Genomic DNA, 19,926 nt, shown 5'->3' with positions numbered 1-19,926 from the left:
TCGAGGAGCGAGGCGCCGGACGTGGTACTACTGGAGATCCGCGAAGGAGGACGGAAGGACGAGTTGGGGCACCCATGACCGAGCGTTACCTCGGTGTCCTCGGCGTGGCCGAGGCCCTGGGAGTGAGCCGGCACGCGGTGCACAAGTGGCGCACGCGCCATCCCGGCGGCTCCGAGCACCCGTTCCCGGAGCCCGACGTCGAGGTGGACGGCGCTCCTGGCTGGCGGGCCGACCGGGTGCAGGAGATCGTCCGGTGGCGGGAGAGCCTGCCGGGGCGCGGCGCCGGCGGCGGGCGGCCCACGGCGGCGCGTCAGGAGTACCTGAAGGTGGCGCTGGCGCGCGGCCTCGACCGTGACGAGGCGCTGCGCGCGCTGGCCACATTCCAGGCGGAGTTCCCCCAGATGACCGAGCCCGAGCTGTGCGCCTGGCTCATCGAGAAGTTCCGCCGCTGACCCTCTTCCTCCCCGGACGCTCGCGCGGGCAAGAAAGGCGATGACGCATGCTCGGAAACGGCCCAGAGGTGGGCGGGGAGACGGTACCGGGGTTCGAGGCGGTGCGCGCGGCGTTCGAGGAGAATCTGGCCTCCGGCGCGGAGATCGGCGCGGCGGTCACCGTCTACGTGCACGGGCAGAAGGTCGTCGACCTGTGGGGCGGCCTCGCCGACCCTGACACCGGCCGCCCGTGGGAGCGCGACACGTTGCAGGTGGTCTACTCCACCACCAAGGCGGTGACGGCCGCCTGCGCGCTGCTGCTCGCCCAGCGGGGCGAGCTGGACCTCGACGAGCCCGTGGCCCGCTACTGGCCCGAGTTCGCGGCCGGCGGCAAGGAGCGGATCCCGGTGCGGTGGCTGCTCACCCACCAGGCGGGCCTGCCCGTGCTCGACCGCCCGATCACCCCGGCCGAGGCGATCGCCTGGGATCCGGTGGTGGACGCGCTCGCGGCCCAGCGACCGGCGTGGGAGCCGGGCACGGAGCACGGCTACCACGCCTTCACCTACGGGTGGCTCGTCGGCGAGGTGGTCCGCCGGGTCTCCGGGCGGAGCATCGGCACGTTCCTCGCCGAGGAGATCGCCGGGCCGCTCGGCCTGGACCTGTGGATCGGGCTGCCCGAGCGGGAGCACCATCGGGTGAGCCGCATCGTCACCGACCCGGCGGCGTTCGACACCTCCGCGATCGACCTCGACGCCGTCCCCGAGCCCATGCGGACCGTGCTGGCCGCCTACGCCGACCCCACCTCGCTCAGCTCGCGGGCCATGAGCCTCGTCCGGCCCCCGCTCGACCACAACGACCCCGCCGAGCAGGCCGCCGAACTGCCCGCCACCAACGGCATCTGCACGGCGCGCGCCCTGGCCGGCTTCTACGCCGCCCTCATCGACGGACGGCTCCTCACCCCCGGCACGCTGGCCGCGGCGACCGCCGAGCAGGCCGCCGGGACCGACCGCGTCCTGCTCGTGCCGGTACGGATCGGCACCGGGTTCGGCCTGCCCACCCCGGACGCCCACTGGTACTCGCCCACCGCCTTCGGGTTCGGCGGGCTGGGCGGCTCGCTCGGGTTCGCCGATCCGGGGAACGGGGTCGCGTTCGGCTACGTGATGAACCGGATCCGGCACGAGGTCCCGGACACCCGCTCGGCCCGGCTCTACGCCGCCGTCAAGGAAGCACTGAAAGCGTGAGCCGTCAAGAAAGCTCTGAAAGCGTGAGCCGTCACCAGCTCCACATCCCCACCCGCACCTGCACGCCGGGCGAGGCGTGCAGGACGGGCTGCCCCTCGGGCTCGGGCAGCCCGGCGGCCGGCACCAGGCTCTGGTCCAGCCCGTTGAGCCGGGCGTGGTGCAGCGGCCACGGCGGATGCTCGACCTGGGCGGCGGCCAGCCGCCCGGCCACGACGCTGAACAGCCGGAACCGGGCGGTCAGGAAGTGCGCCAGCTCGTCCCGCTCGCGCTCCACCAGCGGCACGCCGACCTCCACGTCCGCGTCGCACCGGGCGCCCACCGGCCCGGGCAGGCGGCGGCGGCACCGGTAGCGGAGGTGGCCGTGGTCCGCCTCCACGGACATGCCGGACCAGTAGTAGGGCAGCCAGAACCCGCCCCGCCCGCCGAGCGCGGCCGGCAGCAGCCCCGCGTCCAGGGAGAAGAACCAGATCCCGGTACGCCCGCGGGCGTCGCGCACGTACGTCCGCAGGTTCGTCTCGGGGAAGGTGGACAGCCACGGCAGCGCGGGCAGGCCGGGCACCCGGACGCCCCGCATGAGGAAGCAGGTGAGCCCGACCCACGCCGACCCGTCGAACGTCTCCACCGTGAGCTGAGGGGGCAGGAGCGCCTGGACGTGCTCGGGCCGGTAGCGCCAGTGGATGAAGGTCATGCGCGACCACTCGTGGTACATGACGGGCAGGCTGACGTGGGGTGATGGTGGAGGTCGCACACCGTGTCCCTGCCCGGCGGCGGCGCGGGCAATCCAGCGGTATGTCCGTTTCCATGTGCTGTGACAGGGCAAAGGAGCTCATGGATCATTCACAGGCACCGATCTTGCAGGCTTTGCAGGCGTACCACGAGAGCGGGCAGCTGCCCTTCACGCCGCCGGGGCACAAGCAGGCCCGGGGCGTCGATCCGCGCGTGGCCGCCGTGATGGGGGAGGCGGTGTTCCGCTCCGACGTGCTGTCGGTGGGCGGGCTCGACGACCGGTCCAGCTCGGGCGGGTTCCTGGAGCGGGCCGAGGAGCTGATGGCCGACGCGGTGGGCGCGAAGCAGGCGTTCTTCTCCACGTGCGGCAGCTCCCTGTCGGTCAAGGCGTCCATGTTGTCGGTGGCGGGGCCGCACGAGAAGCTGCTGATCGGCCGTGACGCGCACAAGTCGGTGGTGGCGGGCCTCGTGCTGGCGGGGATCAGCCCCGTGTGGGTGGATCCGCAGTGGGACGCGGAGCTGCACCTGGCGCATCCGCCGTCCCCGGAGGCGTTCGCGGCGGCCTTCGCCGAGCATCCCGACGCCAAGGGCGCCCTCGTCGTGACGCCCACCCCGTACGGCACCTGCACCGACCTGGCCGCGCTCGCGCGGGTCTGCCACGAGCACGGCAAGCCGCTGATCGTGGACGAGGCGTGGGGCGCGCACCTGCCCTTCCACCCCGACCTGCCGACGTGGGCGATGGACGCGGGCGCGGACGTCTGCGTCACCAGCGTCCACAAGATGGGCTCCGGGCTGGAGCAGAGCTCCGTCTTCCACCTCCAGGGCGACCTGATCGCGCCCGAGCTGCTCAAGCAGCGCGCCGACCTGTTCAGCACCACGAGCCCGTCGGTGCTGGTGTACGCCGCGCTGGACGGCTGGCGCCGGCAGATGGTGGAGCACGGCCACGCCATCTACGACCGGACGCTGCAGCTCGCCAAGTCCGTACGGGCGGCGGTCGAGGCCGTCGAGGGCCTGCACGTGCACGGCCGCGACGACTTCTGCGGCGACGGGCGGGCGTTCGACGTGGACCCGCTGGAGCTGGTCGTGGACGTCATCGGCCTGGGGACGGGCGGGTTCCAGGCGGCCGACTGGCTGCGCGAGCACCACCGGATCAACGTGGGCCTGGCCGACCACCGCCGGATCGGCGTCCAGCTCACCCACGCCGACGACGAGGAGAGCACCGGCCGGCTGCTGGACGCGCTGCGCGACCTCGCCGAGCACGCCGACGGAGGTGGCGGGTTGCCGCCCGCGCCTCGCCTGCGCATCCCGTCGCCGGCCGAGCTGCGCCTGGAGCAGGCCATGCTGCCCAGGGACGCGTTCTTCGGCCCGGTGGAGCACGTGCCGTGGCAGCAGGCCGCGGGCCGGATCGTCGCCGAGCTGATCACCCCGTACCCGCCCGGCATCCCCGCCGCGCTGCCGGGGGAGCGGCTGAACCGGGAGGTGCTGGACTACCTGCACGACGGCCTGGAAGGCGGCATGGTCATCCCCGACTCGGCCGACCCGTCGCTGAAGACCGTCCGCGTGGTGGCCTGATCCTCCGGGATCCGGGTCAGGCGCTTTCGCTGCGGACCACGGACAGGTGCCGGGCGTGGCCCGCCGAGTGGTGCAGCCGGTCCAGCAGGATGCCCTCGCGCAGCGCCCACGGGCAGATGCGGACGACCGGCAGGTCGAGGGCGGCCATGGTGGCCTCGGCGACGACGGCTCCGGCGAGGATCTGCCGGGCGCGGGCGGCCGAGACGCCCGGCAGCCGCGCCCGTTCCATGGGGGTCCGGCACGCCAGCAGCTCGATGGCGGCGCGCAGGTCGGCGCGGCGCAGCTCGCGCGTCACGTGCGGCCCGGCCTTCGCCCGCGGCGCGCCGCACAGGCGGGCGAGCTGGGCGAACGTCCTGGACGTGGCGACCGCGGTGGCCTGGCCGGCGCGGTGCCGGGCGCGCAGGTCGCCGACGGACCCGGCGAGCACGGACTCGACGTGCTCGCGCAGCCGCTTGACGTGCTTGTTCTTGACCCGCTCCGGGTCCGGCAGGCGGTGCCGGGTCAGCCGCCCGGCGCCCAGGGGGAGGCCGAGCGCCAAGTCGGGGGTCTCGCCGCTGCCGTAGGCGAGCTCCATGGAGCCGCCGCCGATGTCGGCCAGCAGGATCGGCCCCGCCGACCAGCCGAACCAGTGCCGCACGGCGAGGAAGGTCAGCCGCGCTTCCTGCTCGGCGTCCATGTAGCCGACGCGCACGCCCGTGGTGGCGAGGACTTCGGCGAGGATCGCGTCGCGGTTGGCGGCGTCGCGGATGGCCGCGGTGGCGTACGGCACCAGCTCGTTCACCCGGTGCCGGGCCGCGACGGCGGCGGTCTCCCTGACGGCTTCGATCAGCCGGTCGATCGCCGGCCGCCCGACGACTCCCTCCCGGTTGATCGCCTCGGCGAGGCGGATCTGGCGTTTCAGCGTGGCGACCGGTTGCGGCGGATAACCCGGCGTGAGGTCGGCGATACGGAGATGGGCGGCGTTGGAGCCGATGTCGAGTACGCCAAGTCGCATGGTCAGGCGGATACCCGCGAATGGCGCGCACAATCTTCGGAGTGCCGGTGCATTCAACGGCCGCGGCACTTAGTGGCAGCCATTCGGACGCGATTTCCCGGGAATGCGCCTGACCTGCGCGAACATTCGCGATCAGTGGCGCCCGCGTATTCGGCGGCGCATATTCCGAAGACGTATTCTCGGAAAACTCAGGCCGACTGCTCGCGGGGCCCGCGCCGGCGCACCATGGCGGCGCGGCCGGGCGGGATCAGGCTCGGGTTGACGCTGCGCAGCACGGCGTCCTCGTCGATGACGACCCGGGCGACGTCGGTGCGGCTGGGCACGTCGTACATGACCGGCAGCAGCACCTCCTCCATGATCGCGCGCAGGCCGCGCGCCCCGGTGCCGCGCAGCAGCGCCAGCTCGGCGATCGCGTCGAGGGCGCCGGGGGTGAACTCCAGGGCGACGCCGTCGAGCTCGAACAGCCGCGCGTACTGCTTGACCAGCGCGTTGCGCGGCTCGGTGAGGATCTGGATGAGGGCTTCGCGGTCGAGGTCGTGCACGGTCGTGATGACCGGCAGCCGGCCGACGAACTCGGGGATCATGCCGTACTTGACGAGGTCTTCCGGCATGAGCGCCGCCAGGGCGCCGCCGTCGCCGTACTCCTCGCCGGCCGCGCGCAGCACGGAGCCGAAGCCCATCCGGCGGCGGCCGACGCGCTGCTCGATGATCTGGTCGAGGCCCGCGAAGGCGCCGCCGCAGATGAACAGCACGTTGGTGGTGTCGATCTGGATGAACTCCTGCTGCGGGTGCTTGCGCCCGCCCTGCGGCGGCACCGACGCCGTGGTGCCCTCGAGGATGCGCAGCAGCGCCTGCTGGACGCCCTCACCGGAGACGTCGCGCGTGATCGACGGGTTTTCGCTCTTGCGGGCGATCTTGTCGATCTCGTCGATGTAGACGATGCCCTTCTCGGCCTTCTTGACGTCGTGGTCGGCGGCCTGGATGAGCTTGAGCAGGATGTTCTCGACGTCCTCGCCGACGTAGCCGGCCTCGGTCAGCGCCGTGGCGTCGGCGATCGCGAACGGCAGGTCGAGCAGCCGGGCGAGGGTCTGGGCCAGGAGCGTCTTGCCCGACCCCGACGGCCCGAGCAGCAGGATGTTGGACTTGGCGAGCTCGACGTCGTCGCCCCGCGAGCCGGTGCGGCCGGAGAGGACGCGCTTGTAGTGGTTGTAGACCGTGACCGAGAGCGTCTTCTTGGCCTTGTCCTGCCCGACCACGTGCGCGTCGAGGAACTGGTAGATCTCGTGCGGCTTCGGCAGGTGGGCGCGCCGGACCTCGGTGGTCTCCGCGGCCTCTTCCTCGATGATCTCGTTGCAGATCTCGATGCACTCTTGGCAGATGTAGACGCCGGGGCCCGCGATGAGCCGCCTGACCTGCCGCTGACTCTTGCCGCAGAACGAGCATTTGAGCTGATCCGAGCGATCACCGAGGCGTGCCATTTCCGGCGCTCCTTCGCTTCTGGCCGCCTCTGGCGACTTCCGCGTTTTTCGCTCCACAGCGTACAGGCTGTGCCGAGTACTGAGAATGAGCCGCGGCCGCGGGCTCCCTTAATTGCGGCGTGATATTCGCGCGGTGCGAAAAGCGAAAATCGGACCGGCCCCGTCGCCGGGGTGGAGCGGGCGACCGAGCGCATCCGCGACGGGCAGCGCATCCGGGTGCACGGCGGCGCGGGCTGCGTGGAGCTTCTTCCGGACGCGTGAGCGGGTCAGGCGCGCGGTGCGACCGGGGCCGGCAGGCTCACCTCGAACAGGCGGGCGTCCACGTCGTTGAGCGCCAGCCGCAGCGCCCCCAGCGCGACGCTCTCCGCGCCGAGCGTGGAGGCGCGCAGCTCGGGGACGCGCAGGCAGGTGCGGCCGAGCTCGCGGGCGAGCTGGTCGAGGATGAGGTCGGCGGAGCGGGAGAAGCCGCCGCCGAGGACGATGACCTGCGGGTCGAGGGTGAGCACGAGGGCGGCGGCGCCCACGGCGAGGTCGCGGGTGAAGCGGCGCACCGCCGTGCGGGCCGTCTTGTCGCCGGCGCGGGCGGCGTTGAACACCCAGGCGGCGGCGTCGTCGGGGCCGATGCCGGCCGGCAGGCTGGGGCAGCTCTGCAGGTGGGAGGGGGCGGCGAGCCAGCGGACCGCCGGCAGGGCGCCGATCTCGCCGGCCGCGCCGCCGTAGCCGCGCCGCAGCGTGCCGTCGATGATCAGGCCGGCGCCGAGGCGCATGCCGGCCAGCAGGTAGACGATGTCGTCGGCGTCGCGGGCGGCGCCCTGCCAGCGCTCGGCCAGCGCGGCGAGCTTGCAGTCGTTCTCCACCTGGACGGGGCAGGAGAAGCGGGCGGCCAGGTGCTCGGCGGGGCTCACGGTGGCCCAGCCGGGCAGCGGGGTGAACAGCGCGGTGCGCCCGCTGGCGTCGACCGGCCCCGTCACCCCGACGGTGATGGCCCAGATCTGGTCGGGGCGCAGGCCGGCCGCGGCCAGGCACTCGTCCACGGCGGCGTCGACGACGGCGAGCCGCGCCGCCGGGTCGGCATCGGGATCGACGGGCAGCCGGCTGGTGGCCGCCACCGTGCCGTCGAGGTCGGACAGCATGGCCAGCACCTTGTGCGCGCCGACGTCGACGCCGACCACGTGGCCGGCGTCGGCGTTGAAGCGGTAGCGGCGGGCGGGCCGGCCGACGCTGCTGCTGCCGTCGGGCTCGACGACGGTGAGCCAGCCGTCGGCGACCAGGCCCTGCACGATGACGTCGGTGCCGGGCCGGGACAGCCCGGTGCGGGTGGCCAGCTCCGTGACGGTGGACGGCGGGTTGCCCCGCAGCGCCCTGACGATGCTGAGCGCGTTGAGCTCCCGCATCCGGTTCACGTCAGTCCCGGTCGTGACCTGCTCGGTCACCCTGGCCCCCCCTGATTAACGATGCGCTCTTGACAAAAGAGTAGTGCGACCTCAGGAGATCGGATACCACTGCCCGTCAGGAGCGACGGCCGGGCCGAAGTCCACCTCGCGCCCGTCGATGGCGAAGACGTAGCGGCCCTTGCGGACGACGGCGGGCGTGGCCGACAGGTACGCCGTCATCTCGGCCAGCTCCTCGGGCCGCAGCCACCCGGGCGGGTCGGACACCGCGCGGAAGCCGCACACCACCGCGAGGTCGCGCAGCCAGCCGAGCTGCTGCTCGCTGAGCAGGTTGAGGCGGCTGCGGAAGTACACGACGTCCGGGTCCACCTCGGCCAGCGGCGCCTGCCACAGCCGGTGCAGCGTGTTGACGACGGCGTTGCGCGCCATCGCGTCGGACGGGTCGTCGCTGGCGTAGTTCTGCCACATCGGCGCCACGTCGGGGCCGCTGCGCAGCCCGTCGAGCAGGCCGAGCGAGGGGAGCGGGATCGCGCCGCTGCCCAGCAGGTACACCTCGTCGCCCGCCGTCCGCCTGATCAGCTCCAGCGCGTTCCGGTACGCCCGCTCGCGCCCCAGGCCGCCCTCCCGCACGCCGGGGGCGGCGCCCGCGTTGATGAAGTCGAGCTTGAGATAGCGGAAGCCCCACTCGTGCACGACCCGCCTGACCAGCCGCTCCACGTGCTCCAGCGCCTCCGCCCTGGACAGGTCCAGCGCCCAGTAGCCGGTGCCCCAGTTGTAGCCGGCGACCACGGGCTCGCCCCGCTCGTCGCGCAGCAGCAGATCGGGCCGCTCGCGGGCGGTGCGCGAGCCCGGCAGCACGATGAACGGGGCCAGCCACAGCCCCGGCGTCATCCCGGCGGCGGCGATCCGGTCGGCCAGCGCCCGCATCCCCGACGGGAACTTGGCGTTCGGCTCCCAGTCGCCGACCATCTCCTCCCAGCCGTCGTCCACCTGCAGCACGTCGAACGGCAGACCGTTCAGCTCGTCGATGTCCTTGGCCAGACCCTGCTCGGTGATGCCCTCGTAGTAGGCGTACCAGCTGCACCAGACGTTGCCCGCGCGCCGCCCGCCGGTGCCGAGACGGGCGGCCAGCAGGCGCGTGTAGGCGCCGAAGACCTCCTCCTCTTCGCCGTAGGCGAGGAACCAGGGCGCGCCGTCGTCCTCGTACCAGCCGGCGAGGGTGTCGCGGTCGGCGGCCAGGCGCGGCGTGCCGAGGCCGAGCGCGCCGAGCAACAGGACCCGCCCGTCGCCGCCCTGGAGGGCGGCGACGGCGGAGGAGTGGTGGCGGGCCGGGTCGTCCCAGACCGGGTCGTCGGCGGTGGTCCTGCGCCGCGGGTCGGCGATGCGCAGCGGCGGCTCCGACAGCCGCCGCCACCCGCACGGGCTCCACGAGTTGTGTCCGTGCCGGTAGAACAGCGCGTCGCCGAGGCCGTGCAGCACGGCCACCCGGCCGGGCGGCAGCAGCACCCCGCCCTCGATCCTCTGCGGTGGCTCGGAGCCGGAAGGCTCAACGGCTACGGTACGGCCTGCCAGCTCGACGAGCAGCGGCATGATGCTCCTTTTCCTCGGTGTACGTCGCTTCGATCAGGTGAACAGCGCGTTGACCTGGTCGTTGGCCTGCTTCAGCCCCTCGGCGGTGCCCACCTGGCCGAGGACGATCGACTGGATGGCGTCCTGCACGATCTGGCTGATCTCGTTGCCGTGGTCGGTGATCGGCAGCAGGAACGTCTCGCCCCGCGCCTTCGTCGGGCCGAGGTACGCCTGCACGTCACGCCCCGCGGCCTGGTGGGCGGCGGCGGCCTTGTCGCTGGCCGTCTTGATGGCGGGGAAGACGACGGCGCTGTCCGCGACGATGTCCTGGCAGCCGGCGGAGCCGAGGAACTTCACCCACTTCCACGCCTCCTCCTTGTGCTCGGTGCCCGCGAAGATCGCGTCGGACAGGCCGTTGATGGCCGTCTTCCGCGTGCCGGCCGGGCCGACGGGCATCGGGGCGAGGGCGAACTTCTGCTCGGCGTCCGGGCCCAGGAACGTGCTGATCGTCCACGAGCCGGCGAAGGACATGGCGCCCTTGCCCGCGTTCAGCACCGCGTCCCGGCCCAGCGTGGACTGCTTGTCGAACTTCGGCGCGTACCCCTTGTCGATGAGCTGCTTGTACCAGTCGATGACCTGGGCGAGCTTGGGGTCGTCGTACTTGTAGCGCGTGCCCCACGGGTTCTTGTCCAGGTAGGTCCAGCCGTTGGCCACGGCCAGGTCGCCCCAGCCGTTCTGGCCCTGGGAGCCGTCGCCCCATTCGGGCAGGAAGCCGTACACCTTGACCTTGGTCTTGTCGAAGGCGGGGTCGAGGCCGTCGCGGCCGTTCTCGTCCACGGTGAGCTTGGCGATGACCTGCTGGAGGGTGCCGCCGTCGGTGGGGTTCCAGGTGAGGTCCGCCATCTCCGCCGGCTTGATCTTCTGCTCGGCGAGCATCGTGGTGTTGTAGACGAGCGCGACGGTGTCCCAGTCCTTCGGCAGGCCGTACCGCTTGCCGTCCTTCACCCACAGGTCGGCCAGGCCCTCCTGGTACTGGGTCAGGTCCACCTTGTCGCGGTCGACGAACGGCTGGATGTCCATGATCTGGCCGCTGCTGACGAACTGCGGGTAGTAGGAGCCGTGGTCGGTCCACACGTCGGGGGCCTGGCCGGCGGCGAGCTGGGTGGTGAGGTTCTGCCAGTACTGCGCCCACGCCGTCTGCGTGATCTTGACGGTGACGTTCGGGTTCGCCTTGTGGAAGGCGTCCGCGCACGCCTGGTACGCCGGGAGCTGCTTGTCGTCCCAGAGCCAGTAGTCGATCGTGACGTCGCCGCCGGCCGCGCCGCCCTGCTCCTGGCCGCCGCCGGAGCCGCAGGCCGCGAGCGTGCCGGCGAGCGAGAGCGCCAGCAGCGCCAGGCCTGCCCGCTTGGTGGTGTTCATGATGCCTCTTTCGGGGGGTTACTTGATTCCGGAGAAGTTGAGCGACTGGACCAGCCGGCGGCCGAGGAAGATCAGCAGGATCAGCACGGGCAGGACCGAGAGGGTCGAGCCGGCCATGAGCCCGGTCCAGTCGGGGCGGGTGTTGGGCGACTGCTGCAGGAAGACGCCGAGCGCGACGGTCAGGACGCGGGTCTGCTCCTCGCGCCCGACCAGCAGCGGCCACAGGTAGTCCTTCCACGCCCACACGGTCGTGGTGAGCCCGATGGTGATCAGCGGCCCGCGGCTCATCGGCAGCACGATGCGCCAGAACACGCCCCACGCGCCGTTGCCGTCGAGCCGGGCCGCCTCCTCCACGTCGCGGGGGATGGACAGGAAGAACTGCCGCAGGAAGAAGACCGCGAACGGGGTCATCAGGATCGACGGGGCCACCATGCCGGCGAACGTGTTGACCCAGTCGAGGTTCTTGACCAGCACGAAGTTGGGCAACAGCGTGAAGATCGGCGGCACCATGAGCGCGGCGATCACGATGCCGAAGACCACCTCGCGGCCGGGGAAGCGCAGGCGGGCGAACGCGTACCCGGCCATCGCGCAGAAGAACGTCTGGAGCGTGGCGATCAGCCCGCTGTAGACGACGGAGTTGAGCAGGTAGCGGGCGAAGTCGATCCGCGCGCCCGACCCGCCCGCCGCGCGGGCCTCCTCCTGGGTGGTGAGCCCGAGGATGCGCTGGAAGTTCACCAGCGTCGGGTTGCTGGGAAACAGGGCGCCGCTGTCGGCGTAGAGGTCGGCGGCCGGGGTGAGGGCCGTACGGACCATCCAGTAGAAGGGGAACAGGGTGAGCACGAGGGCCAGGGCCAGCATGGCCCAGGCCGCGAGGGTGCCGATGCGCCGCAAGGTGTCGCCTCCTCAGGCCAGGTCCGAGCGGGAGGCCCGCAGCAGCCGCAACTGCACGACCGTGAGCACGCCCAGGATGAGCGCGAGCAGGAGTGCCGCCGCCGAGGCGTAGCCCATGTGGAAGTACTGGAACGCCTGCTGGTAGATGAAGTAGTAGATGACCCTGATCGCGCTGCTCGCCCCGCGCCCGCCGGCGGCCACGGCGACCGTGTCGAAGATCTGGAACGATCCGATCAGCGACACGACGAGCACCAGGGCGAGGACGGGCCGCAGCATCGGCAGCGTGACCGAGCGGAACATGCGCAGCTCGCCGGCGCCGTCGAGGGCGGCGCTCTCGTACAGGTGCGGCGGGATCTGCAGCATGCCGGCGTAGAGGAGCAGCGCGGTGTAGCCGGTGTACGCCCAGGTGTTGACCAGGCCGATCGTCGGCATCGCCCAGTCGGGGGAGACGAAGAAGCCGACGGTGCCGAGGCCGAGCGCCTTCAGCAGGTGGTTGACGAAGCCGAGGTCGGCGTCGAGCAGCCAGATCCACAGCAGGCCGACGGTGACGTTCGGCACCAGCCAGGGCAGCAGCAGCATCGCGCGCAGCGCCACCGAGCGGGTGAGGCGGTGCATGAGCGCGGCCAGGAGCAGGCCGAGCAGCAGCTGCGAGCCGATGTTGATGACGACGTAGTAGCCGGTGACGCCGAGCGAGTGCCAGAACTGCGGGTCCCGCACGATCTGGGCGTAGTTGTCGCCGCCGACGAACGTGGGGTCGCTGAGCAGGTTGTAGTCCGTCAGCGAGTACCAGATGCCGCGTACGGTCGGGTAGCCGTAGAAGATCACGAAGCCGGCGAGCGCGGGGATCAGGAACAGCCAGGCCGCCCGGCGGTCGTCACGCGGCCGGGGCCGTCTTCGCCGGGCCGCGCCGGCGTCGTTCGGCGGCTCGGCGAGCTGCGACCGTTCCTCGGTCCGCATCGTTCTCATCTTCGTCCTCGGCGCTTGGTGAAATTGCCCTCTTGCCACGGTGTGACTCCCGAATAATGATGTGGGGCATCGTAAGTTTGTCAATAGCTCCTCATATTGGAGGAGCGCGCCCGGACCCTTCCATCCCACGTCGACCCCCATCCGGCGGGCCCTCCGCGCCCGCCGGCAGCCACGTATCCCGGAGGTTTCCGCACTCATGCCTGCTTCTGTCCCGCCGTCGCGGCGGCTGCACCGGGCCGTGCTCGCGGCATTAGCCGCCCTCGCGCTGGCCCTGCTCCCGGCCACCCAGGCGTGGGCGCTCGCCCCCGCCGCCGGCGGGGTACCGCCCCGGCCGCAGGCCCCCGCCGCGCCCGACCCCTCGCTCCAGGCGCACCCGCTGACCGCCGCGCCGGGGCCGCTGGACAACCCGCTCAAGGGCTTCGCCCGCTTCTACTGGCCGGGCAGCGACCAGAACACCGGCTACCCGCACTCCCTCACCTGGAGCTACTTCGGCCTGTCCGAAGTGATGACCGACCCGGCCGACTGCTCGAAGATCAACTGGTCGATCCTCGACAACGCGCTGAACGAGATCGCCTCCTACGGCAACCAGGCCGCCGTGCGCTTCTACATGGAGTATCCCGACGGCAGCGGGACGCACCCGGCCAACGCCATCCCGCACTGCTTCGACGGGCACGTCACCTACCGGACCAACACCCGATGGGGCACCACCAGCCCCGACTACGACAACGCGTACCTGCTCGACGCGCTCAGCGGCTTCATCGCCGCCTTCGGCGCCCGCTACGACGGCGACCCGCGCATCGGCTTCATCCACCTGGGCCTCATCGGGCTCTGGGGCGAGTGGCACACCTGGCCGTACGACACCGACACCAGCGGCGACTCCTACCCGAACTACATGCCGACCGACGAGCACGCCGCGCGGATCCTGCGCGCCTACGACGACGCCTTCGACGAGACCAAGCTCGAGGTGCGCTACCCCGACTCGGCAGGAGGCGCGGCGACCGGCCTCGACGTCGGCTACCACGACGACTCCTTCTGCTTCCGCGAGGGCTCGCCCCTGGCCGGCGTCACGCTGCCGCAGTCGCTCGGCGGCGCCTCCTGGGCGCAGCTCCAGCGGGCGCTCGCGGTGGGCGGCGAGAACAAGTGGATCACCTCGTCGATGGGCGGCGAGGTCCGGCCCGAGATCCAGGCCACGGCGTTCGCGTCCTGGCCGGGCGGCTCAGGGCAGGTCGACAACATGAAGGCGTGCATCGAGCTGGAGCACACCACCTGGAAGATCAACGAGCAGAGCCAGGGCTACGCGGCCGGCGACCCCGGCGTGGCCGCCGCCGTCCGGCTCATGGGCTACAACCTCACCGTCGACAACGCCTACTTCAAGAACACCGCCTCCGGCACCACGAACGTCGGCGTGAAGATCAGCAACACCGGCGTGGCCCCGTTCTCCTACCCGTGGACGGTCACCCTCGGCCTGCGCAACAGCGCCGGGACCGTGGTCAAGACCTTCGACACGCCCTGGGACCTGCGCAAGGTCATGCCGCTCAAGATCCGCGCGTTCCCCGACTGGGGCGTCGGCCCCGACCCGACCTACCTCGACTACGGCTACCCGCAGTACTTCCAGACCGGCGTCGACCTCTCCGGCGTGGCCGGCGGCTCCTACCAGTGGGTCCTGCGCGTGCGGAACCCGCTGGAAGCCGTCTCCGCGAACGCCAAGAAGCTGCGCTTCGCCAACGCCACGCAGGGCGCAGACGGCTGGCTCACCCTCGGCACCGTCACCGTCGGCTCCGGCGGCACCGACACCTCCGCACCCACCACGCCGGGCGGGCTGACCTCGCCGTCCCGCACCTCCACCTCGGCCACCCTGTCGTGGACCGCGTCCACCGACAACGTCGGCGTCGCCGGCTACCGCGTCTACCGCGGCTCGACCGAGGCCGGCAGCACGACGACGACCTCCTTCACCGACACCGGCCTGACCCCCGCGACCTCCTACACCTACACCGTCAAGGCGTACGACGCGGCCGGCAACACTTCCGCGGCCGCCGCGCCCGTCACCGTGACCACCCTCCCGGCCACCACCACGGGGCTGGTGCTCGACGACTTCGACGGCGACCCCGCCTACCCGTCCGCCGCGCTCAACGACCTGGGCAGGTGGACCGGCGGCAACTGCTTCCTCAACGGCGGCGGCTCGGGCACCGTGTCCGGCGGGGCGCTCGCCCTCCGCTACGACAACTGCGGCTGGTTCGGCAGCGACGTCGGCACCGGCCTGTCCGCGTACACGTACCTCGTCGTCCGGATCAAGGGCGCGGCCGGCGGCGAGCAGGCCCACTTCAACCTCGGCCTCGGCGGCGCCACCAAGCTGTTCGCCGACTACACGCTCGACGGCGGCGGCCACCCCGCCATCACCACCTCCTACCAGGACATCAAGATCCCGATGGCGGCCAACGGCATCAACCGCTCCTCACCCGGGCAGCTCGCCATGGGCTTCTGGTACGGCGGCAACAGCACCGTCACCATCGACTCCCTCTCCTTCCAGTGACCCAGGGGGAGGCCGGGTCCGCCCGGCCTCCCCCGCGCGGCGGCCGGTTGCTCGAACCCCCTTACCGCTCTTGAATGGGGACTTATGTTCCTCCGCCGCCCCAAGCCCGTCCGCCGCCCCACCGAGCTCCTGATCGGGATCGGGTTCTTCGTGGCGGTCGCCGCCTGCGCGGCCACCGCCCTGCTCGCTCCCGACACGCTGGTCGAGGTGCGGTTCGCCGTCATGGGGCTGGCCGCCTGCCTGTACGCCGTCGTCGCGGCGGACCTGTGGGCGGCGGCGGTGACGGGGATCCTGGCCTGGACGCTGGCCACCGGCTTCCTCACCCATCCGGTGGGGGAGCTGAGCGTCACGGGCGGCTCCGACGCGATCCGGCTCTTCGCGATCATGGGGCTGTCGGTGGCGGGCGGCCTCTACGGCGTCCTCCGCCGCCGCACGGCATGACGCCCGCAGGGCTCGCGCGCCTTTTGAGCAACGGCATGACGCCCGCAGGGCTCGCGCGCCTTGAAGCTACGGCATGACGCCCGGCGGGCTCATGAGCTTGTGAAGGCGCCGGCGGCGGCGTGCTCGCTCACCTGCCGCTCCTGCTCCTCCGTCCACCCGGCCGTCTCGCGCAGCGCGGCGAACTCCCGCTCCAGCGTCGTCGCGGACGTGGTGCGCGCGTCCGTGCCGATGGTGACGGCGAGCCCGTCCTTCAGCAGCCGGGTGGCGGGATGGGCGGCCAGGCCGGCGACGGCGCCGGTCTGCGCGTTGCTGACCGGGCACATCTCCAGCGTGATCGCGTCGCGGCGCAGGCGTTCGAGCAGCGCGCCGTCCTCGGCGCTGCGCACGCCGTGGCCGATCCGGCGCGCGCCGAGCACGTCGATCGCCTCCCACACGCTCTCGGCCCCCGCCGCCTCGCCCGCGTGCACGGTACACGGCAGCCCGGCCTGGTGGGCGAGGTCGAAGGCGGGGCGGTGCGGCGCGCCCGGATACAGCCGCTCGTCGCCGGCCAGGTCGAGCCCGGCGACCACGTCCCGGTGCCGCAGCGCGGTCTCGGCGACGGCCAGACTCTCGTCGGGGGTCTGGTGGCGCAGGCAGCACAGCAGCAGCGCCGTTCGGACGCCCGTCGCGGCCCGCCCCTCCGCCAGCCCGGCGGCGACCGCGGCCACCGCCTCGTCCGGGGTCATGCCCTGCCGCCCGTGCAGTTGCGGCGCGAAGCGCGCCTCGCCGTGGACGACGCCGTCGGCGCTCCAGTCCTCGACCAGCTCGCGCGCCGCCCGGCGCAGCGCGCCGGGGGTCTGCAGGACCTGCAGCGGCAGGTCGATGTAGGTGAGGTAGCGGGTCAGGCTGCCGCAGTCGGCGGGCGCGGTGACCAGCTCCGTCACCGGACGGTCGAGGGTGATGCCCTGCTCGCGGGCCAGGGCGGCGATGGTGTCCGGGCGGACGGAGCCGTCGAGGTGGCAGTGCAGGTCGTAGCGGCCGGTCATGAGGATCCTTCCGGAAGGGGGACGTGGGCGCAGGCGTCGAGGAGCAGCCGCTTGAAGCCCTGCTCGTCGACCCGGCGGACCAGGGTCAGGTTGGGCGGGGGTGCCGCGCGCCGGCGGTCGATGACGAGCTGGCCGCGGGTCTCGTCGCCGACCGCCACGTCCACGTGCGCGCGCTCGCGGTCGAGGACCAGCTCGGGGTGCAGGGCCACGGCCATCGCGACGGGGTCGGGCAGGTCGTAGCCGGGCAGGCCGGTGACGTCGCGGGCCCAGTCGGCGACCGTCCGGTTGACGCGGTGGGCGAAGGCGGCCAAAGGCGTGCCGAGGGCTTCGAGCCGGCGCTGGTCGTCGGGGGTCATGACGGCGTACCGGCGCGAGACGTCCCAGCCGATCCACGTGACCTGGCCGGGCGTGGCGGCGCGCAGCACCACGCGGGCGGCCTCGGGGTCGGCCCACACGTTGAACTCGGCGGTGGGGGTGACGTTGCCGTGCAGGTCGGCGGCGCCCGCCATGCAGTAGACGTGGCGGAAGCGGGTCAGCAGCTCGCGGTCGCGCAGCAGGGCGGCGGCGAGGTTGGTGAGCGGGCCGAGGGTGACGAGCGTCAGCTCGCCGGGGTGGCGGCGGGGCAGCGACAGCAGGACGTCGACCGCGTGGCCGTCCGCCGGGCCGCGCGCGGGGTCGGGCAGGCCGGTGTCGCCCATGCCGTCGAGCCCGTGGACGTGCTGGGCGGTGGACGGCGGCCTGGTCAGCGGCCGGTCGCAGCCGGGGTGGACGGGGACGGCGGCGTGCCCGGCCAGGTCGAGTGTGATCAGCGCGTTGCGGGTGGCCGTCTCCAGGGGGACGTTGCCCGCCACGGTGGTCACGGCGCGTACGTCGCCGTCCTTGACCGCCAGCAGGAGCGCCACGGCGTCGTCCGAGCCGGTGTCGGTGTCGATGAGGAGTGGCACTTCACACCTTGTCTAATCGTTTAGATTCCTGAGCGGCACCATCTAACCGAGGAGATGGGAGAATGTAAAGCCTCATGAGCAGGCAGATCACCGTGGCCGACGTGGCCCGCCGGGCCGGCACCTCGACGGCGGTCGTCAGCTACGTCATGAACAACGGCCCCCGCCCCGTCGCAGCCGCCACCCGCGCGCGCGTGCTCGCCGCCGCCGAAGAGCTCGGCTACCGCCCCAACCGCATCGCCCGCGCCCTGCGCTCACGCACCACCGGCGTGGTCGGTCTCGTGCTCGCCGACGCGCTCAACCCGTACTTCGGCGCGCTGGCCAGGCACGTCGAGCAGGCGCTCGCCGGCCACGGCCGGCTCATGCTGATCGGCAACGCCGGCTACTCGGCCGAGCGGCAGCGGCACCTCGTCGAGCGCTTCCTCGAAGCCAGGGTCGACGGGCTGCTGATCACCTCGGCCGACGCGGGCGACGACGTGGCCGCGCACGCCAGGGCGGCCGGCGTGCCCGCCGTGTACCTGCACAACGGGCCCGGCGACGGCGAGACGCCCCTGGTCACCGCCGACAACGCGGGAGCCGTCCGGGAAGCGGTCGCCCACCTGCGCGAGCACGGCCACCGCGACATCGCCTTCCTGGCCGGGCCCCAGGACATCGGCCCGGTGGGCCGGCGCCGCGAGATCTTCCAGGAGGCCGCCGGGGGCCGGGGCACGCTGCTGCGCTCCGCCTACTCCCGCGCCGAGGCCGACGCGCTCATCCGCCGCCTGGCCACGGAGGGCGCCGTGCCGAGCGCGGTGATCGCGGCCACCGACGAGCAGGCCATCGGCGTCCTGTCCGGGGCCTGCGCCGCCGGCCTGCCCGTGCCCGGCCGCATCGCCGTCGTCGGCCTCGACGGCACCCCCGACAGCGCGCACACCGCCCCGACGCTGACGGTCGCCGGGCAGCCCCTGGAGACGATGGCGCGGCAGGCCGTGGACCTGCTCCTCGACCCTGCCACCCCGCACCCGCCCACGGTCGCGACCCTGGTCAGGAGGCGTAGCTGCGGCTGCGCGGATCGCTGAGCCCGCGCCCCAGCGTGCGGTCGGCGGCGATGCGGGTCAGCCAGCCGAGGCCGGCGGTGAAGAGCGGCGGCCACACGATCGGGCCGAAGGTGTAGAAGACCAGCACCGCCAGGGGGATCCACACGCGGTGCACCGCCTGGTGCAGCGGGCCCGGCGGGCGGACCCCGGCCAGGCGTGCCACGTCGGGCAGCACGACGAAGGCCAGCGCGGCGGCCGTGGTCGGCAGCCCGTACTTGACGCTCTCGAAGACCGCGAAGGCGGCCAGGAACAACGCGAGCGCTCCCCAGGCGAGCCTGCGGAGCCAGGTGATCTTCACGCCGCCAGCGTACCGAGTCGCCGCGCCCCGCCTTCCGCCCGGTGAATGCAAGGTGAAACACCCCCGGCGTACGCTGTCAAGGCAGTCAAGATCCCGCGCAAACGCCTGCCGAGCCCGGAGCGCGGCGGGCGCGTTCACTCGCACCACCGGACACCGGACACCGGACACCGGACTCGGACTCGGACTCGGAAAGGCAGTGGCGATGCGACTGACCAGGATCGTGGTCGTGGGCATGGCAGTGGCGCTGGCGCTCAGCGCGTGCGGCGGCGCAGGGAGCGGGCAGCCGGCCGCCTCCGGCGGCGGGCTGGAGAAGACCCACCTGCTGATCGGCGTGGTGCCGGTCGCGTCGTCGGCGTCGCTGTTCATCGCCGAGAAGCGCGGCTTCTTCAAGCAGGAGGGCCTCACCGTCAAGACCGAGATCATCCAGGCGCCCACCGCCGTCATGCCGAAGATCGTCAACGGCAGCATGGACGCCTTCCTGACCAGCTACGTCTCGCTCATGACCATCAACGACTCCGGCGCGGCCAAGCTCAAGCTGTTCCAGCACACCATGGGCGGCGCGCCCGGCTTCTGCGCGGTCGTCGTGGCCAAGGACTCGCCGATCAGGACCGTCGCCGACCTCAAGGGCAAGACCATCGCCGTCAACGTGCTCAAGACCCTCGGCCACACCGTCGTCAACGCCCACCTCCAGCAGGCCGGGCTGCGGCCGGACGACGTCAAGTTCGTCGCCGTGCCCTTCGCCGACCAGCTCGGCGCCCTGTCCACCGGCAAGGTGGACGCGGCCTGGCTGGCCGAGCCGTTCCTCAGCGCGGCCAAGAAGAACGGCGCCGTCCAGATCGTCGACACCATCGGCGGGCCCACCGCCGGCGTGCCCGTCGACGGATGGGGCGTGACCGAGCAGTGGCTGGCCAAGTACCCGAAGACGGCCGCCGCGCTG

Annotated in this window: 18 protein-coding genes; 7 read left to right on the top strand and 11 right to left on the bottom strand. The window is 72.5% G+C overall.

The annotated features are described in order from the left end of the window. Positions 1 to 74: 74 nt before the first annotated feature. Both HCN51_RS50860 and HCN51_RS50855 read left to right on the top strand, forming a co-directional pair. Entirely contained in the window at positions 75 to 452 is a 378-nt protein-coding gene (locus HCN51_RS50860) for a hypothetical protein (protein ID WP_168020074.1), read from the top strand. Between the two features lie 47 nt (positions 453 to 499). After that, positions 500 to 1,672, top strand: coding sequence for a serine hydrolase domain-containing protein (locus HCN51_RS50855; RefSeq protein WP_168020072.1), 1,173 nt, complete (start codon positions 500 to 502; stop codon positions 1,670 to 1,672). 31 nt (positions 1,673 to 1,703) lie between these two features. Here HCN51_RS50855 and HCN51_RS50850 read toward each other — a convergent pair whose 3' ends face one another. Continuing rightward, positions 1,704 to 2,381, bottom strand: a complete 678-nt coding sequence (locus HCN51_RS50850) for a YqjF family protein (RefSeq protein ID WP_168020070.1) — start codon at positions 2,379 to 2,381, stop codon at positions 1,704 to 1,706. Positions 2,382 to 2,500: 119 nt separating this feature from the next. Here HCN51_RS50850 and HCN51_RS50845 point away from each other — a divergent pair, with 119 nt between their 5' ends. After that, positions 2,501 to 3,970, top strand: a complete 1,470-nt coding sequence (locus tag HCN51_RS50845; RefSeq protein WP_168020068.1) for an aminotransferase class I/II-fold pyridoxal phosphate-dependent enzyme — start codon at positions 2,501 to 2,503, stop codon at positions 3,968 to 3,970. 16 nt (positions 3,971 to 3,986) lie between these two features. Here the strand turns inward: HCN51_RS50845 and HCN51_RS50840 are convergent, their stop codons facing one another. The 7 genes from HCN51_RS50840 to HCN51_RS50810 all read right to left on the bottom strand — a co-directional run bounded on the left by HCN51_RS50840 (position 3,987) and on the right by HCN51_RS50810 (position 12,678). Continuing rightward, positions 3,987 to 4,964, bottom strand: coding sequence for a Ppx/GppA phosphatase family protein (locus HCN51_RS50840; protein ID WP_168020066.1), 978 nt, complete (start codon positions 4,962 to 4,964; stop codon positions 3,987 to 3,989). 188 nt (positions 4,965 to 5,152) lie between these two features. Further along, on the bottom strand, positions 5,153 to 6,442 hold the full coding sequence (clpX, locus tag HCN51_RS50835; RefSeq protein ID WP_168020064.1) for an ATP-dependent Clp protease ATP-binding subunit ClpX: 1,290 nt from the start codon (positions 6,440 to 6,442) through the stop codon (positions 5,153 to 5,155). Positions 6,443 to 6,708: 266 nt separating this feature from the next. Further along, positions 6,709 to 7,875, bottom strand: coding sequence for an ROK family protein (locus tag HCN51_RS50830; RefSeq protein ID WP_206068869.1), 1,167 nt, complete (start codon positions 7,873 to 7,875; stop codon positions 6,709 to 6,711). Positions 7,876 to 7,926: 51 nt separating this feature from the next. Next, positions 7,927 to 9,423 carry a glycoside hydrolase family 36 protein gene (locus HCN51_RS50825; protein WP_168020062.1) on the bottom strand — a complete coding sequence of 499 codons (1,497 nt, stop codon included), beginning with the start codon at positions 9,421 to 9,423 and terminating at the stop codon, positions 7,927 to 7,929. A gap of 33 nt (positions 9,424 to 9,456) precedes the next feature. Continuing rightward, positions 9,457 to 10,821, bottom strand: a complete 1,365-nt coding sequence (locus HCN51_RS50820) for an ABC transporter substrate-binding protein (protein ID WP_168020060.1) — start codon at positions 10,819 to 10,821, stop codon at positions 9,457 to 9,459. Between the two features lie 18 nt (positions 10,822 to 10,839). Further along, entirely contained in the window at positions 10,840 to 11,712 is an 873-nt protein-coding gene (locus HCN51_RS50815) for a carbohydrate ABC transporter permease (protein WP_206068868.1), read from the bottom strand. A 12-nt stretch (positions 11,713 to 11,724) separates the two neighbouring features. Beyond that, positions 11,725 to 12,678, bottom strand: coding sequence for a carbohydrate ABC transporter permease (locus HCN51_RS50810; RefSeq protein ID WP_206068867.1), 954 nt, complete (start codon positions 12,676 to 12,678; stop codon positions 11,725 to 11,727). Between the two features lie 196 nt (positions 12,679 to 12,874). On the opposite strand from HCN51_RS50810, the gene HCN51_RS61920 reads away from it, so the two are divergent. Both HCN51_RS61920 and HCN51_RS50800 read left to right on the top strand, forming a co-directional pair. Continuing rightward, complete coding sequence (locus tag HCN51_RS61920) at positions 12,875 to 15,208, top strand: fibronectin type III domain-containing protein (RefSeq protein WP_168020056.1); 2,334 nt, start codon at positions 12,875 to 12,877, stop codon at positions 15,206 to 15,208. Between the two features lie 84 nt (positions 15,209 to 15,292). Continuing rightward, positions 15,293 to 15,649, top strand: a complete 357-nt coding sequence (locus HCN51_RS50800; protein ID WP_168020054.1) for a hypothetical protein — start codon at positions 15,293 to 15,295, stop codon at positions 15,647 to 15,649. Between the two features lie 89 nt (positions 15,650 to 15,738). Here HCN51_RS50800 and add read toward each other — a convergent pair whose 3' ends face one another. Both add and HCN51_RS50790 read right to left on the bottom strand, forming a co-directional pair. Next, positions 15,739 to 16,674 carry an adenosine deaminase gene (gene add, locus HCN51_RS50795; RefSeq protein WP_168020053.1) on the bottom strand — a complete coding sequence of 312 codons (936 nt, stop codon included), beginning with the start codon at positions 16,672 to 16,674 and terminating at the stop codon, positions 15,739 to 15,741. Further along, positions 16,671 to 17,618 carry a nucleoside hydrolase gene (locus HCN51_RS50790; RefSeq protein ID WP_168020051.1) on the bottom strand — a complete coding sequence of 316 codons (948 nt, stop codon included), beginning with the start codon at positions 17,616 to 17,618 and terminating at the stop codon, positions 16,671 to 16,673. The genes add and HCN51_RS50790 overlap by 4 nt, the downstream gene beginning before the upstream one ends. A 74-nt stretch (positions 17,619 to 17,692) precedes the next feature. Here HCN51_RS50790 and HCN51_RS50785 point away from each other — a divergent pair, with 74 nt between their 5' ends. Then, positions 17,693 to 18,673 (top strand): LacI family DNA-binding transcriptional regulator, encoded by a 981-nt coding sequence (locus HCN51_RS50785; protein ID WP_168020050.1) that lies wholly within the window; start codon positions 17,693 to 17,695, stop codon positions 18,671 to 18,673. On the opposite strand, the gene HCN51_RS50780 is transcribed toward HCN51_RS50785, so the two are convergent. Beyond that, positions 18,639 to 18,989 (bottom strand): hypothetical protein, encoded by a 351-nt coding sequence (locus HCN51_RS50780; protein ID WP_206068866.1) that lies wholly within the window; start codon positions 18,987 to 18,989, stop codon positions 18,639 to 18,641. The two genes, HCN51_RS50785 and HCN51_RS50780, sit on opposite strands and share 35 nt — an antisense overlap. A gap of 202 nt (positions 18,990 to 19,191) precedes the next feature. On the opposite strand from HCN51_RS50780, the gene HCN51_RS50775 reads away from it, so the two are divergent. After that, the coding region (locus HCN51_RS50775; RefSeq protein ID WP_168020047.1) for an ABC transporter substrate-binding protein at positions 19,192 to 19,926 on the top strand (735 nt) is incomplete at its 3' end.

This window comes from Nonomuraea composti, assembly GCF_012034275.1.
GTDB lineage: Bacteria > Actinomycetota > Actinomycetes > Streptosporangiales > Streptosporangiaceae > Nonomuraea > Nonomuraea composti.
This window is presented reverse-complemented; position numbering and strand designations above follow the sequence as displayed.

What these genes read in the sequence shown, in the direction of transcription:
- add (WP_168020053.1), bottom strand. Translation starts at nt 16,674, where the DNA reads ATGACCGGCCGCTACGACCTGCACTGCCACCTCGACGGCTCCGTCCGC.
- HCN51_RS50785 (WP_168020050.1), top strand. Translation starts at nt 17,693, where the DNA reads ATGAGCAGGCAGATCACCGTGGCCGACGTGGCCCGCCGGGCCGGCACC.
- HCN51_RS50800 (WP_168020054.1), top strand. Translation starts at nt 15,293, where the DNA reads ATGTTCCTCCGCCGCCCCAAGCCCGTCCGCCGCCCCACCGAGCTCCTG.
- HCN51_RS50820 (WP_168020060.1), bottom strand. Translation starts at nt 10,821, where the DNA reads ATGAACACCACCAAGCGGGCAGGCCTGGCGCTGCTGGCGCTCTCGCTC.
- HCN51_RS50825 (WP_168020062.1), bottom strand. Translation starts at nt 9,423, where the DNA reads ATGCCGCTGCTCGTCGAGCTGGCAGGCCGTACCGTAGCCGTTGAGCCT.
- HCN51_RS50855 (WP_168020072.1), top strand. Translation starts at nt 500, where the DNA reads ATGCTCGGAAACGGCCCAGAGGTGGGCGGGGAGACGGTACCGGGGTTC.
- HCN51_RS61920 (WP_168020056.1), top strand. Translation starts at nt 12,875, where the DNA reads ATGCCTGCTTCTGTCCCGCCGTCGCGGCGGCTGCACCGGGCCGTGCTC.
- HCN51_RS50845 (WP_168020068.1), top strand. Translation starts at nt 2,501, where the DNA reads ATGGATCATTCACAGGCACCGATCTTGCAGGCTTTGCAGGCGTACCAC.
- HCN51_RS50850 (WP_168020070.1), bottom strand. Translation starts at nt 2,381, where the DNA reads ATGTACCACGAGTGGTCGCGCATGACCTTCATCCACTGGCGCTACCGG.
- HCN51_RS50840 (WP_168020066.1), bottom strand. Translation starts at nt 4,964, where the DNA reads ATGCGACTTGGCGTACTCGACATCGGCTCCAACGCCGCCCATCTCCGT.
- HCN51_RS50810 (WP_206068867.1), bottom strand. Translation starts at nt 12,678, where the DNA reads ATGAGAACGATGCGGACCGAGGAACGGTCGCAGCTCGCCGAGCCGCCG.
- HCN51_RS50860 (WP_168020074.1), top strand. Translation starts at nt 75, where the DNA reads ATGACCGAGCGTTACCTCGGTGTCCTCGGCGTGGCCGAGGCCCTGGGA.
- clpX (WP_168020064.1), bottom strand. Translation starts at nt 6,442, where the DNA reads ATGGCACGCCTCGGTGATCGCTCGGATCAGCTCAAATGCTCGTTCTGC.